Consider the following 14,059-nt stretch of genomic DNA (forward strand, 5'->3'; position numbering starts at 1 on the left):
GCGGGAGGGGAAAGTGGAAGATTCGGCACTGTTACGGTACAGTCGGCACTTGTTGCTGGAACCGTGGGGAGCAGAAACGCAGGAACGGTTGACCCGTGCCCATGTCCTGATCGTCGGTGTGGGCGGGTTGGGTTCGCCGGCTTCCCTTTATCTGGCGGCAGCGGGAGTCGGTACTCTGACCCTTTGTGATGGGGATGTGGTGGATCTGACCAACCTGCAACGCCAGATTGCCCTTGCCAGTTCGGACGTGGGCCGTTTAAAGGTGAAGGCCACCGCCGAGCGCTTGCAGCAACTCAATCCCACGATTGACGTTCGTGTCGATCCCCGGAAAGTGGCCCCCGAGGCATGGGGGGATCGCCTTGGGGGGGTGGATCTGGTTCTCGATTGTTGTGACGATTTTGCCACCCGTTTTGCCCTCAACCGAGCATGCCAGGAGCACGGCATCCCTTTGGTTTCGGGGGCTGTCATTCGGTTTTCAGCCCAGATCAGCGTGTTTGATTTTCGACAGAAAGATACCCCCTGCTATGCCTGTCTCTATCCGCCGGAGAGTTGGCTGGAAGAAGAGGAACGCTGTGCCCTGTTGGGCGTTTTTTCCCCTTTGGCTGGTACGACGGGAACCCTGCAGGCAGGGGAGGCGATCAAGGTATTGACGGGCGTGGGTAACCCTCTGGTGGGACGCGTTCTGCTTCTGGATGGATTGAGTAGCGAATTTCGCACCGTGCGTTTGCTGCGTGATCCTCTTTGCTCGGTTTGTGGTTGCGGAGCGCGGGGGGCTGATCCGAACCCTGTCAGAGATGGGTCGCGTAGGCAGCCAGGTCCCAGCGCGGATGAATGGTGAAGCCGGGGGAGAGCGAATCTCGATAGCGGGTCCAGAGCGCGGGATTCTGCAAGTGACAGTAGCCCGCATAAGCAATCATGGCGCCATTGTCCGTACACAAATGCGCCGGGGGAAAGGTAACCCGGATGCCGGCAGGTTCCAGTTGTGCACGCAGGGCTTGACGCAGGGGTTGGTTGGCCCCTACCCCCCCCGCCACCACCAATTGGGTATAGCCGGTCATGCGCAGGGCCAGACGGGTTTTATGGGTCAGTACATCCACCACCGCTGCTTCGAAAGCGGCGGCGATATCCGGGTAATCCGCAGGGGATTGACGGCGTACTCGTTGGGCAACGGCAGTTTTCAAACCACTGAAACTGAGTTGCAAGTCGCCACTTTGAAGGAGGGGACGGGGTAAATGAAAGCGTTCCGGATCTCCCTGACGGGCCAACTGGGACAGTGCGGGTCCCCCAGGATAGGGTAATCCCAGCAGTTGAGCCGTTTTGTCGAAGGCCTCTCCCACGGCGTCGTCCACTGTTTCTCCCAGTAGGCGGTAACGTCCCAAACCTTCCACGGCCATGAATTGACTGTGTCCGCCGGAAACCAGAAGTGCAACGAAGGGAAAGGAAGGAGGATCGGTGGCCAGAAAAGGGGAAAGGAGATGGCCTTCGAGATGATGCACCGGATAGGCGGGCAGATGTTGACTGCGCGCCAGTGCGCTGGCTACCGAGGCACCCACCAATAGCGCACCGGCCAACCCGGGGCCCGCCGTATAGGCAATGGCATCCAGATCCGCCAAGTCAGCCTGGGCTTCATTCAGAGTGCGCTCGATGAGTGGGACCAGAAGACGAATATGATCCCGCGAGGCCAGTTCCGGAACCACCCCACCATAGGCCGCATGGAGGGCGATCTGGGAGTGCAATGATTCCGCCCTCAGTCCTCTTGCGCCGTCATACAGAGCCACTCCGGTTTCATCACAGGAGGTTTCAATCCCCAGAACTATCATTCTCGATCCTATCAAACCCGTTTGGACGAGGGTGGATTCTATCAGTTATCCGTCTGACGCAAACCCCTGGGCAAAAATCCTGGGATCTTGGAGTCCAGTCGTGACAGAAAGGGTGTTGGCATTTTATACTGCCCTTCTTTGAGTTCTGTGGGAGTAAATGTCATGCGGTGTGTACGGTTTCCAAAATCTTTCTCCCTGCTTGGGCTGGTTTTCTTGACCCTGACTTCCTGTGCCACGAAACAGGACGCCAAGATGCCGGCATCCCTGACACCCCCGCCAGATCAGAAAATGATTCTGCAGGCCATGGGGGAAGGTGTGCAGACTTACGTCTGTGAAAAAAGTGGTGACAATGGCTATGCCTGGACAGCACAGGGGCCGGTGGCCGATCTCTATGACGGGACAGGGAATGCACTGGCCAGTCTGGTGAAGGGACCGCGCTGGAGTACGAAGGAGGGTAGTGCCATTGCCGGGGTGGTGGTCATGGCCAGTGCGCCTGCGCCCAAGGAAACCGAAGACATTCCCTGGGTATTGTGGAAGGGAGGCGATGCGGTGGGCAAGGGCCCACTGGCGCAGGTGACGAGCATCCGGCAAATTCATACGCGCGGTGGCCTGGGACCGGTGAAGGGATGTACGGTAGGGAAAGAGGGTAAGATCAGCAAGGTGACCTATACGGCCACTTACCAATTTTTTGCACCCTGATGAGATATATCTGATGAATTCTCCTTCCCGAATCGTGATTGTGACCGGTGCCACTTCTGGCATCGGTGAGGCGACGGCCCGTACCCTCATTGCCCAAGGCTATGGGGTGCTGGGGAATGGGCGCAATGCGGCCAAATTGCAGGAACTGGAACGTCAGTGGGGGCCGCGTTTTCATGGAGTGGCCGGAGATATTACAGAGGAGGCTGTGCAGGTGCAGTTGTTCAGTGCTGCCCAGGCCTACTTCGGACAACTTGCCAGTGCCGTGGTGGTCAACGCCGGGCGCGGGTTGGGAGGGTCTGTGACCGAGGTTGATCTATCCCGTTTCGAAGAAATTCTGAAATTGAATGTGACGGCCACCCTGTCTCTCATGCAAAAATCGGCCCATCATCTGCGTCCGCAGGTGGACTATCCCCGCCGGGGCGGCGACATCGTGGTGATCGGTTCCGTGGTGGGGCGCCATGTTTCCCCCTTCAGCGCCGTGTATGGATCCACCAAGTTTGCCGTGCACGCGTTGGTGGAGGGATTGCGTCGAGAAGTAGGGCCACAGGGCATCCGCGTCAGTTTGGTGGAACCCGGCCTGGTACTGAGTGGTTTTCAGGAGGGAGCGGGGTATTCGGAAGGAATGGTCGACAAATTCAAGGGTAACTTCGGCCCTCTTCTGGTGGGAGAAGATATTGCGGAGGCCATTCACTATATCCTCAGTCGTCCGCCCCATGTTCATGTCAGCGATATCCTGATTCGTCCCACGCGCCAGGACTATCCCTGAGTTTTGAGCCCTGAACGGGCGGGCTATGCGATAATATCCGGTTTCGACAGTGGAGTGGGGCCTTAACAGGGTCCGTTCAGGAGGAATCATGAAAATCGCCGTATTGCCTGGAGATGGCATTGGACCCGAGATCGTGGCCGAGGCCATCAAGATACTGGAAGTTCTGCGCGCCGAGGGAATTTCCCTGGAACTGGACGTGGCCCCGGTGGGGGGGGCGGCGGTGGACCAGACCGGCGATCCCCTGCCACCCTCCACCTTGACTCTCTGTGAACAGGCCGATGCCGTCCTGTTTGGCGCCATTGGCGGTCCACGGTACGATACCCTGCCACGGGAACAGCGTCCTGAACGGGGGTTGCTGCGTTTGCGCAAGGCCATGGACCTGTTTGCCAACCTGCGCCCCGCCCAGGTCTTTCCCGAACTGGTGGCGGCTTCCACTTTGCGTTCCGAGGTGGTTTCCGGCCTGGATATCCTGATCGTGCGGGAACTGACGGGTGATATCTATTTTGGTGAGCCGCGCGGGATCCGTACCAATGGGGCGGGTGAACGGGAAGGATTCAATACCATGGTCTATTCCGAATCGGAAATCCGGCGTGTGGCTCACTGGGGTTTTCAGGCGGCCATGCGGCGCCAGCGGCGGCTTTGTTCCGTGGACAAGATGAACGTACTGGAATGCACGCAACTGTGGCGTGACGTGGTGACGGAAATCGCTCCCGAGTATCCCGAGGTGACTTTGAGTCACATGCTGGTGGATAATGCGGCCATGCAACTGGTGCGTCATCCCCGTCAGTTTGATGTCATCGTCACTGGCAACCTTTTCGGGGATATTCTCTCCGACGAGGCATCCATGCTGACGGGGTCCATCGGCATGTTGCCCTCGGCCTCCCTGAATGCCCGTGGCCAGGGCTTGTATGAACCCATTCACGGTAGTGCCCCGGATATTGCCGGGCAAGGCAAGGCCAATCCTCTGGCCCAGATTCTGTCGGTTGCCATGATGTTCCGTTACTCCCTGCATCGATTCGATCTGGCAGAACGGATCGAAGAGGCTGTGCGTTCCGTACTGGCCCAAGGTATCCGGACGGCTGATATTGCCCAGGCCGGCGAAGGAATCGTGTCTACAGGTCAAATGGGCGATGCAGTGGCGACGGCCCTGCGTGCCCACTGAGGAGACTATTCATGAAAACCGTTGGGCTGGTGGGATGGCGGGGGATGGTGGGGTCGGTGCTGATGCAGCGCATGAGCGAAGAGGGAGATTTCGCGCACTTTACACCACATTTCTTCAGTACTTCGCAAGCGGGGGAGGTGAGCCCGAATTTCGGAGGGACGGCAGCGACGCTGCAGGATGCCCATGATATCGATGCCCTGGCGGCTCTTGATATCATCGTCACCTGTCAGGGTGGGGAATATACTCAGCAGGTGCATGGAGCCTTGCGCGCCCGTGGTTGGACTGGGTACTGGATCGATGCGGCGTCCACGCTGCGCATGAAGGAGCATGCCTTGATCATTCTCGATCCGGTGAACCGCCCGGTCATCGAACAGGGATTGGCGGCAGGGGTGCGAGATTTCGTGGGGGGCAACTGTACCGTTAGTCTCATGCTGATGGCTCTGGGTGGGCTTTTTCAGGCAGGATGGGTGGAGTGGGTCTCGGCCATGACCTATCAGGCAGCATCCGGGGCCGGAGCCCAGAACATGCGCGAATTGCTTCAGCAGATGGGCGCGCTGTACGGCGCAGTGGCTACGGCCTTGGATGATCCGGCAGGGGCCATTCTCGATATCGACCGCCAGGTTGCTGAAACCCTGCGGTCCGCTACGTTGCCCACCGGGAATTTTCGTGGGGTTCCCCTGGCCGGAAGTGTGATTCCCTGGATCGATGTGCCCGTGGAACATGGCCAAAGCAAAGAGGAATGGAAGGGTGGGGCAGAGTGTAACAAGATCCTGGGTCTGCCCCCTTTCCGGAGTCCGGGCAGTATTCCCGTGGATGGTTTGTGTGTGCGGGTGGGGGCAATGCGTTGCCATTCCCAGGGACTGACCATCAAGTTGCGTCGTTCTGTGCCATTGCCCGAGGTGGAGGCGCGGATTGCCGAGGCCAATGCATGGGTACGGGTCATTCCCAACGAACGTGAAGCCAGCGAACGATTTTTGACCCCTGCGGCGGTGAGTGGCACCTTGCAAGTTCCTGTGGGACGGTTGCATACCCTGGCCATGGGGCCCGAGTATCTGGGGGCCTTCACGGTGGGCGATCAATTGTTGTGGGGGGCTGCCGAACCGCTGCGCCGCATGTTGCGTCTTTTGCTGGATCGTTGAGTGATGGGGCGAATTGCCTTGGGGGTGGAGTATCAGGGCAGTGATTTTCATGGCTGGCAGCGTCAGCTCCGGGACCTGACGGTGCAAGGCGTGCTGGAAGGTGCACTGGCGGCGGTGGCGGGAGAACCTATTGGCGTGATTGCGGCGGGGCGTACCGACCGTGGGGTGCATGCCACCGGTCAGGTGGTTCACTTTGATACGTCCGTGGGGCGTTCCCTTCAGGCCTGGGTGCGGGGCACCAATGCCCATTTGCCGTCTACGGTTGCGGTTCTATGGGCCTGGCCGGTGGTTGAACCTTTCCATGCGCGTTTTTCGGCCCGTTCACGCACCTATCGTTATCGCCTGCTCAGTCATCCGGTACGTCCGGCTTATGCCAGCGGCGTGTTGGGGTGGACGCATCGTCCCCTGACCCTGGACAAATTGCGCGCGGGGTGTGGATGGATACTCGGAACCCATGATTTCAGCGCTTTTCGCGCGGCGGAGTGTCAAGCCAAAACGCCGATCAAGACGCTGTTGCGGGCTGAAGTGGAGAGGGTGGGAGAAGAATTTCATTTTACTTTTCAGGCGGATGCTTTTCTCCAGCACATGGTGCGCAATCTGGTGGGTGCCCTGATCCAGGTGGGCAGTGGTGCGGCGTCCCCGGAATGGATGGCGGAATTATTACGGCAGGGTGATCGTAGCCGGGCTGCGCCGACCTTTGCGCCGGAGGGCCTTTGTCTGAGCGCAGTGGAGTATGATGAAGCATGGAATTTGCCGAGGGGGCGCCAGGAATGAGAACCCGCGTCAAGGTGTGTGGCTTGACCACGGTGGAGGACGCGCTGGAAGTGGCGGCGGCCGGGGTAGATGCGGTGGGATTGGTATTTTACCCTCCCAGTGTTCGCGCCCTCGATTTGGATCGGGCGCAGGCCATCCGGGCGGCTTTGCCCCCCTTTGTCAGCGTGGTGGGACTGTTCGTGGATGCCTCCCGAGATACCATTGAACAGACTCTGGCGACGGTTTCTTTGGACTGCCTCCAGTTCCATGGCGAAGAGTCGGCACAGGACTGTGCAGGCTATGGGGTGCCTTATATCAAGGCAGCGCGCGTTCACGAGGGCTTTGATTTGGTACAATTCGCGGCATGCCATGAAAAGGCTCAGGGGATTCTAGTGGATGCTTTCGTTCCGGGGATCCCTGGCGGTACTGGGCAGACCTTCGACTGGTCAGTGTTGCCCCGTCAGTTACCCTGCCCTCTGGTGCTGTCCGGTGGTTTGACTGACCATAACGTAGGGGAAGCAGTCAGGACCGTACATCCTTGGGCTGTGGATGTGAGCAGTGGCGTGGAGAGGGCACCAGGACGCAAGGATCGCCTGCGCGTGCAGAATTTTTTGGAAGCGGTGGCGAAGGCCGATGGTTTTGACAGGGAGAAGTGATGAACGTGTATGATTTGCCGGACCAGGAAGGGTATTTTGGTCCCTATGGGGGGACCTTCGTATCCGAAACTTTGATGGCCGCCATCGAGGAACTCAAGACGCAATACGAGCGTTACCGCCAGGACCCGGAATTTCTGGCCGAGTTGGCCCATGAGTTGCATCACTATGTGGGGCGCCCCAGCCCGATTTATCATGCCAAAAGGTTATCCGAACATTTGGGGGGGGCGCAGATCTATCTGAAACGCGAGGATCTCAACCATACCGGTGCCCATAAGGTCAACAATACCATTGGTCAGGCCATGCTGGCCCGGCGCATGAGTAAACCGCGGGTTATTGCCGAAACCGGTGCTGGTCAGCATGGGGTGGCGACGGCCACCGTGGCGGCGCGTTATGGCATGGAATGCGTGGTCTACATGGGGGCAGAGGACGTGCGGCGCCAAGCCCAGAATGTCTACCGCATGAAGTTATTGGGCGCCCAGGTGGTGCCTGTAGAAAGTGGTTCCAAAACTCTCAAGGATGCCTTGAACGAAGCCATGCGTGACTGGGTCACCCATATTGATGATACTTTCTATATCATCGGTACGGTGGCAGGTCCCCATCCTTACCCCACCATGGTGCGCGATTTCAATGCCGTGGTGGGGCGCGAGTGTTTGACTCAGATGCCCGAGTTGGTGGGGCGTCAGCCCGATGTAATTTTGGCCTGTGTGGGCGGGGGGTCCAATGCCATGGGGATTTTTTACCCGTATATCCTGCAGGAGTCGGTTCGTTTGATCGGGGTGGAAGCCGGGGGTGACGGCTTGTCCAGCGGACGTCATGCCGCTTCCCTGTCTGCCGGAGTGCCTGGGGTCTTGCATGGAAACCGCACTTATTTGCTGCAGGACGCGCACGGTCAGATCATCGAAACCCATTCCATTTCGGCGGGGCTCGATTATCCAGGCGTGGGGCCGGAACACGCCTGGCTCAAGGACAACGGCCGGGCGTCCTATGTGGCCATCACCGATGAGGAAGCACTTCAAGCCTTCCATACCCTGTGTCGCCTGGAAGGAATTCTGCCGGCTCTGGAATCCAGTCATGCCGTAGCTCAAGCCATGAAAATGGCCCCTGCGCTGGGGAGGGATCAGATCATTCTGGTCAACCTGTCCGGGCGTGGAGACAAAGATATGGCGACGGTGGCCGAACGCAGTGGTTTGCATCTTTAGGAGAGGTTGATTTTGTCGCGAATTGCATCCACTTTTGCACACTTGTCCGGTTTGAACCGGAAGGCTTTGATCCCGTTTTTCACCGTGGGAGACCCCTTGCTGGAGTCGGCTGTTCCCACCATGCAGGCCTTGGTGTCCGGGGGCGCCGACATCCTGGAACTGGGGATTCCTTTTTCCGACCCCATGGCCGATGGTCCCACCATCCAGCGCGCCAGCGAGCGTGCCTTGCAGAACGGAGTGACCCTGACCGATGTGCTGGCCGTGGTGACCGAGTTTCGTCAAACAGACGGTATGACCCCGGTGGTATTGATGGGGTATGCCAATCCCATCGAACGCCTGGGGTTGGATGCCTTTGCCTTACAGGCTCGGGCCGCCGGCGTGGATGGTGTGCTGGTGGTGGACTATCCCCCCCTCGAGGCACGCCACCTGAAAGCTGCGCTGACCTTGGTTGGGATCGATACCATCTTTTTGTTGTCACCCACCACGACGGAGCAGCGCATGCGTGAAATCGCACAACTTGCCACGGGATATCTGTACTATGTCTCCTTGCGGGGCGTGACCGGTGCGGGACATCTGGAGGTGGAAGCGGTGGCCACTCAGGTTGCTCGCATTCGTTCCTATGCCAAGGTTCCGGTGGGGGTGGGTTTTGGTATTCGCGATGGGGCTACGGCCCGACGTTTGTCGGAAGTTGCAGATGCGGTGGTGGTCGGGTCCCGTCTGGTTGAAGAAATCGAGGCCAGTACACCGACCGAGGTGCCCCGCCGAGCAGAGGCGCTGATGCGCCAATTTCGTCTTGCCATGGACGGTGCCCAATGAGTTGGTTCAAGAAACTATTGCCCCCGCGCATCAAGCGGGACAAGAAAAATGTCAAGGGATCGGTGCCTGAAGGATTATGGGTCAAGTGCCCTTCCTGTGAGGCGGTACTCTATCGTACGGATCTCGAGGCCAACCTGCATGTCTGCCCCAAGTGTGCGCACCATCTGCGTATTACGGCACGCATTCGTCTGGATGGTTTTCTGGACCCGGAAGGACGAGTGGAACTGGGCGCGGAAATCGTGCCCATCGATCCCCTTAAATTCAAGGACAGTCGGCGCTATACCGAACGACTGAGCGAGGCTCAAACCAATACGGCTGAAACAGATGCTTTGGTGGTGATGCAGGGGTTTCTTGAGGGAATGCCCATCGTGGTGGCGGCCTTCGAGTTCGAGTTCATGGGGGGGTCCATGGGGTCCGTGGTGGGGGAGCGCTTTGTGCGCGCGGTCCAGGCGTCCCTCGATTCCCAATGCCCCTTCGTGTGTTTTCTGGCCAGTGGGGGAGCGCGCATGCAGGAAGGACTGCTTTCCCTGATGCAGATGGCCAAGACCTGTGCCGCGTTGACTCGTTTGGCCGAAGCACGTCTGCCCTACATTTCGGTGTTGACAGACCCCACCATGGGCGGAGTATCGGCCAGTTTTGCCATGATCGGGGATGTGGTGATTGCCGAACCCAATGCCCTGATCGGTTTTGCCGGACCGCGGGTGATCGAGCAGACCGTACGCGAGGTATTGCCCGATGGGTTTCAGCGTTCCGAGTTTTTGCTGGCCAAGGGCGCCATCGACATGATTATGGATCGACGTCAGCAGCGCACTCGCATTGCCAATCTATTGAGTATTCTGACCATCGATCCCGAGGAAGTATCTGCCCTTTGACTGCATGGAAAACAATCCCGACCTTCAGTTGATGCGTCAGCGTCATCGCCAGCGCCTGATTGGGGTGGGGGTGCTGGCATCGTTGACGGCTGTGGGCGTTCCCCTGCTGCTCGATCAGGCGCGTGCGCCCAAAGAGGGAAACGTTAGCCCAACCCCTTCCATTGCGCCCGCTGTCCCCGTGGTGCCGCAACTTTACGGTTCTACACCGCCGGCAGGAACCGCCTCAGGAAGTGTCGGGGTGAGATCCTCCGTTGCAACGAACCCCGTGGTGACCACGGAAGAACTGGTGGATTTGTCTGTCGAAAAAGAGACTACTCCTTCGGCAGCGGTTCCCGTACAGAAACCCATCACCCAAACGCCAGTGAGAAAACCGGAGACCGTCAAGTCCAAAACGGTGGACGCCCTTCCCGCCATAGCGAGGGGAGAAGCCAACAAATCAGAAGTTGCAGCAGCAGGAACAGAAATTTGGATTCAGGTGGGGGTATTTGCCCATCAGGAACGGGTGACTCAACTGGAAAAAAAATTGCTCAAATTGGGATTTCCACCCCACATCGACTCCCTAGAGTCTGCGGGGACCCCCCGTTGGCGGGTACGCATTGGCCCCTTCCCCAGCGAATCTGCCCTGAGTTCTGCCCTGCAACGGCTGAATCAGTTGGGAGTGCAGGGTATGCGGGTATCCTCGCCTCAATAGTGAAAGAGTTGGGACAGGGCAGGGGGCAACCAACTCAGAATCCGGTGGACGCCCGGCATGGCATAGGGCAGGAGGCGCGATTCTTTCCAGTCGGCCTGACGGGGCAGGGGGGTCAACCCGGCCAGCAGGAGCAGGGCTAGGAGGAGCAATCCTCCGCGCAGCAGACCGAACAGTGCGCCCAGCAGGCCGTCCAGAGAACCCAGCCCGATTTTTTTGACGATGCGTTGGAGCAGGGTACTGATCAACCGGACCAGAATCAGAACCCCTGCAAAAATCAACAGGAAAGCCAGGACCCAGCGCAGGACCTCCTGGGAGATCCAGGGGTGCAAGGCATGGGATAACTTTTCGCTCCAGGTGTGGGCCACCCAGAAGGCCAGCAGCCAACTGACCAGACTGAAAAATTCCCTCACCATGCCGCGAGTCCAGCCGAACAGGATGGAAGCCAGCAGTATTCCTGTCAGCAACAGGTCTAACCAGGTATAGGTGGCGAAGTAGGTCCAGAGGGGACTGTGCAGGATATCGTTGATCAAGGAGCAGACTCTCGGAAAAAGGCGGGCCGTTCATTTTAGCATTCCCCCCCGTTCCGGTGGCTGGGGACTTCGGGGCAAAATCCGTGCAGTGTGTTTTCCCAGCCGAGCCCGCATAAATCCGCTAAAATGACGTCTTGTCATACTCTGCGAGGACAGGGCTCATGTGCGGAATCGTCGGTATCGTGGCGAACTCACCCGTCAACCAGTTATTGTACGACGCTCTCCAGCTCCTGCAGCATCGCGGTCAGGATGCCGCAGGCATTACGACGGCGCAGGGCAACACCTTTCACATGCATAAAGGGCTGGGTCTGGTACGGGATGTCTTTCGTACCCGCGACATGCGCTCTTTGCTGGGCAATATGGGCATCGCCCATTGTCGTTATCCGACGGCAGGGTCTGCTGTTTCCTCCGCAGAAGCTCAACCCTTCTACGTCAATTCTCCCTTTGGCATCGTTCTAGGGCATAACGGCAATCTGACCAATACCGCTGTTCTGCGCGCCGAATTGTTTGAAGAGGATCGACGCCATGTGAATACCAGTTCAGACTCGGAAGTTCTGCTTAATGTGCTGGCCCATGAACTGGATGAAGTGGCTCAGGGGCATCGTCTGAGCACCCCGGAAATATTTTCGGCGGTGACCCGTGTGTATCAACGCTGCCGTGGCGCTTACGCCGTAGTGGCCCTGATTGCGGGTCATGGTTTGCTGGCTTTTCGAGATCCTTTCGGCATTCGTCCGTTGGTGATTGGATCTCATGAAACCTCCCAGGGTATGGAGTACATGGTGGCCTCGGAAAGCGTGGCGCTGGATGCGTTGGGCTTCACCTTGATGCGCGATGTCGAACCTGGCGAAGCTCTTTTCGTCGATCAGAACGGGCGCTTGCATACGCTCCTCTGTGCCCCGCAGGCACACAAGGTGCCCTGTATCTTCGAATTCGTCTATCTGGCCCGGCCTGATTCGGTCATGGATGGGATTTCCGTGTATGAAACCCGTCTGCGAATGGGAGAACTGCTGGGGCAACGGATTCGTCAATTGGCACCGAACCTGGTGGTGGATGTGGTCATTCCCATTCCCGACACGAGTCGACCCAGTGCCCTGCAACTGGCCACCACATTGGGTGTGCCCTATCGCGAGGGGTTTATCAAGAACCGCTACATAGGACGCACCTTTATCATGCCCGGTCAGGCGGAGCGAAAACGTTCCGTTCGTCAGAAATTGAATGCCATAGCCCAGGAATTTCGCGGCAAATCGGTTCTGCTGGTGGATGATTCCATCGTACGGGGCACCACCAGCCGGGAAATCGTTCAGATGGCGCGAGACTGTGGCGCAAAACAAGTGATCTTTGCCTCGGCAGCACCTCCCGTGCGTTTTCCCAACGTGTACGGCATCGACATGCCGACGCGGCGCGAATTACTGGCCACGGGGCGGGATGATGAGGCCATTGCGCGGGAAATCGGGGCAGATCGGGTGTTCTATCAGGATCTGGGAGATCTGGTGCTGGCCATGGATGGGGCCAGCCATGGAATTCGTGAATTCGATACTTCCTGTTTCAATGGTTGGTATGTTACGGGAGATGTGGACGAGGCCTACTTGCAAGTGCTGGAAAATCGACGCGAGGATGAGAAAGAGGATCAAACCCAGCAACTGGATCTGGATTTCAACCTGCGCACAACGGCTGCGGCGTAGGGAAGGGCGGGCAATGACGACAGAAAATGCTTCTCCCCAGGCAGATGATGAGTGGGCCCTGGAAACCCGTGCCGTCCGTTCGGGGATTCACCGCAGTGCCTTTAACGAACATTCCGAAGCACTTTATCTGACCTCCAGTTACGTCTTTGATGATGCGCAGCAGGCGGCAGATCGTTTTACCAATCGTGAACCGGGCATGATCTACTCCCGTTTTACCAACCCCACGGTGACCGCCTTTCAGGAGCGGTTGGCTGCGCTTGAAGGGGCCGAAGCCTGTCTGGCAACGTCCAGTGGCATGTCGGCCATCCTTACGGTATTCATGGGGTTGCTCAAAGCCGGGGACCACGTGGTGGCCGCGCGCAGTTTGTTTGGGTCCACAGTGCAAATGCTGACCGGCATTTTGGCGCGTTTCGGGGTTACCAGCACCTTTGTACCTCTGAGCGATCTGCACGCCTGGGACCGGGCCGTACGTCCCGAAACCCGTTTGTTTTTCGTGGAGACCCCCGCCAATCCCACCATGGAACTGGTGGACCTGGCTGGTTTGGCCACGGTGGCCCACGACCATGGAATCCACCTGGTGGTGGACAACTGTTTTTGTACGCCCATCCTGCAACGCCCCCTGGAACTGGGCGCGGATCTGGTGGTTCATTCAGCCACCAAATACCTGGATGGACAGGGACGAGTATTGGGCGGGGCGATCCTGGGTTCCCAGGCATTGGTCATGGACAGTCCGATTTATCAATTCGTGCGCACGGCGGGTCCGAGCCTGAGTCCCTTCAACGCTTGGGTCTGCCTCAAGGGAATGGAAACCCTGGCCTTGCGCATGGAAGCCCAATGCGCCCGTGCTCAGGTGTTGGCCGAATGGCTGGAGACCTTGCCGGCTGTGACGCGTGTGCTGTATCCTGGGTTGCCCTCTCATCCCCAGCATGATCTGGCCCTGCGTCAGCAGGGTGGCAAAGGGGGGGCCGTGGTGACCTTTGAAGTGGCAGGTGGGCAAGGGGCGGCCTGGCACATCATCGATGCCCTGCGTCTGATTTCTGTCACGGGCAATCTGGGAGACACCAAAAGTACACTGACCCATCCGAGTACCACGACTCATGGTCGATTGAGCGAGGAAGTGCGTCAGGCAGCGGGCATTACGCCCGGCATGTTGCGCCTGTCCGTGGGATTGGAAGCGGTGACCGACTTGCAACGCGATCTGGCACGGGGGCTAATCCAAGCCTAATTCTTCTACGCTATCCTGAGGGTCAGTAGCCTGGGTATCACCGGGTCTT

The 14,059-nt window shown here is 58.5% G+C and carries 15 protein-coding genes; 13 read left to right on the forward strand and 2 right to left on the reverse strand.

Features of this window, described 5'->3' with window-relative positions:
• The first annotated feature begins 13 nt into the window (after window positions 1-13).
• Window positions 14-838, forward strand: coding sequence for a HesA/MoeB/ThiF family protein (locus HO274_RS12570; protein WP_273120162.1), 825 nt, complete (start codon window positions 14-16; stop codon window positions 836-838).
• Here the strand turns inward: HO274_RS12570 and tsaD are convergent.
• Entirely contained in the window at window positions 789-1,820 is a 1,032-nt protein-coding gene (tsaD, locus tag HO274_RS12575; protein WP_273120165.1) for a tRNA (adenosine(37)-N6)-threonylcarbamoyltransferase complex transferase subunit TsaD, read from the reverse strand. The genes HO274_RS12570 and tsaD overlap by 50 nt on opposite strands.
• Window positions 1,821-1,982: 162 nt before the next feature.
• Here tsaD and HO274_RS12580 point away from each other — a divergent pair, with 162 nt between their 5' ends.
• The 10 genes from HO274_RS12580 (at window position 1,983) to HO274_RS12625 (ending at window position 10,573) form a co-directional block, all read left to right on the forward strand.
• The gene (locus tag HO274_RS12580) at window positions 1,983-2,519 is read left to right on the forward strand and encodes a DUF3455 domain-containing protein (protein ID WP_273120168.1); all 537 of its coding nucleotides are present in this window, start codon (window positions 1,983-1,985) and stop codon (window positions 2,517-2,519) included.
• 13 nt (window positions 2,520-2,532) lie between these two features.
• Window positions 2,533-3,285, forward strand: coding sequence for an SDR family oxidoreductase (locus HO274_RS12585; protein WP_273120171.1), 753 nt, complete (start codon window positions 2,533-2,535; stop codon window positions 3,283-3,285).
• Between the two features lie 88 nt (window positions 3,286-3,373).
• Complete coding sequence (gene leuB / locus HO274_RS12590) at window positions 3,374-4,447, forward strand: 3-isopropylmalate dehydrogenase (RefSeq protein WP_273120173.1); 1,074 nt, start codon at window positions 3,374-3,376, stop codon at window positions 4,445-4,447.
• Window positions 4,448-4,458: 11 nt separating this feature from the next.
• The gene (asd, locus tag HO274_RS12595; protein ID WP_273120175.1) at window positions 4,459-5,586 is read left to right on the forward strand and encodes an aspartate-semialdehyde dehydrogenase; all 1,128 of its coding nucleotides are present in this window, start codon (window positions 4,459-4,461) and stop codon (window positions 5,584-5,586) included.
• A gap of 3 nt (window positions 5,587-5,589) precedes the next feature.
• Entirely contained in the window at window positions 5,590-6,360 is a 771-nt protein-coding gene (gene truA / locus HO274_RS12600; protein ID WP_273120177.1) for a tRNA pseudouridine(38-40) synthase TruA, read from the forward strand.
• Window positions 6,330-6,995, forward strand: coding sequence for a phosphoribosylanthranilate isomerase (locus HO274_RS12605; protein WP_273120180.1), 666 nt, complete (start codon window positions 6,330-6,332; stop codon window positions 6,993-6,995). Before truA ends, HO274_RS12605 begins: the two co-directional genes overlap by 31 nt.
• Before the next feature lie 5 nt (window positions 6,996-7,000).
• The gene (trpB, locus tag HO274_RS12610) at window positions 7,001-8,194 is read left to right on the forward strand and encodes a tryptophan synthase subunit beta (protein WP_420537411.1); all 1,194 of its coding nucleotides are present in this window, start codon (window positions 7,001-7,003) and stop codon (window positions 8,192-8,194) included.
• A 12-nt stretch (window positions 8,195-8,206) separates the two neighbouring features.
• The gene (gene trpA / locus HO274_RS12615) at window positions 8,207-9,010 is read left to right on the forward strand and encodes a tryptophan synthase subunit alpha (protein ID WP_062187457.1); all 804 of its coding nucleotides are present in this window, start codon (window positions 8,207-8,209) and stop codon (window positions 9,008-9,010) included.
• Complete coding sequence (gene accD, locus HO274_RS12620; protein ID WP_031597540.1) at window positions 9,007-9,882, forward strand: acetyl-CoA carboxylase, carboxyltransferase subunit beta; 876 nt, start codon at window positions 9,007-9,009, stop codon at window positions 9,880-9,882. The genes trpA and accD overlap by 4 nt, the downstream gene beginning before the upstream one ends.
• Window positions 9,883-9,886: 4 nt before the next feature.
• Window positions 9,887-10,573: an SPOR domain-containing protein gene (locus tag HO274_RS12625; RefSeq protein ID WP_273120186.1), complete on the forward strand. Its 687-nt coding sequence runs from the start codon at window positions 9,887-9,889 to the stop codon at window positions 10,571-10,573.
• Here the strand turns inward: HO274_RS12625 and HO274_RS12630 are convergent.
• A complete protein-coding gene (locus HO274_RS12630; RefSeq protein WP_273120188.1) occupies window positions 10,567-11,103 on the reverse strand; it encodes a CvpA family protein in 537 nt (178 codons plus the stop codon). The two genes, HO274_RS12625 and HO274_RS12630, sit on opposite strands and share 7 nt — an antisense overlap.
• 161 nt (window positions 11,104-11,264) lie before the next feature.
• Here HO274_RS12630 and purF point away from each other — a divergent pair, with 161 nt between their 5' ends.
• Window positions 11,265-12,785 (forward strand): amidophosphoribosyltransferase, encoded by a 1,521-nt coding sequence (gene purF, locus HO274_RS12635; RefSeq protein ID WP_031597545.1) that lies wholly within the window; start codon window positions 11,265-11,267, stop codon window positions 12,783-12,785.
• 13 nt (window positions 12,786-12,798) lie between these two features.
• Entirely contained in the window at window positions 12,799-14,010 is a 1,212-nt protein-coding gene (locus tag HO274_RS12640; protein ID WP_031597546.1) for an O-succinylhomoserine sulfhydrylase, read from the forward strand.
• The last annotated feature ends 49 nt before the right edge of the window (window positions 14,011-14,059 follow it).

The sequence above is a fragment of the Ferrovum myxofaciens genome, assembly GCF_013181415.1.
GTDB classification, from domain to species: domain Bacteria; phylum Pseudomonadota; class Gammaproteobacteria; order Burkholderiales; family Ferrovaceae; genus Ferrovum; species Ferrovum myxofaciens.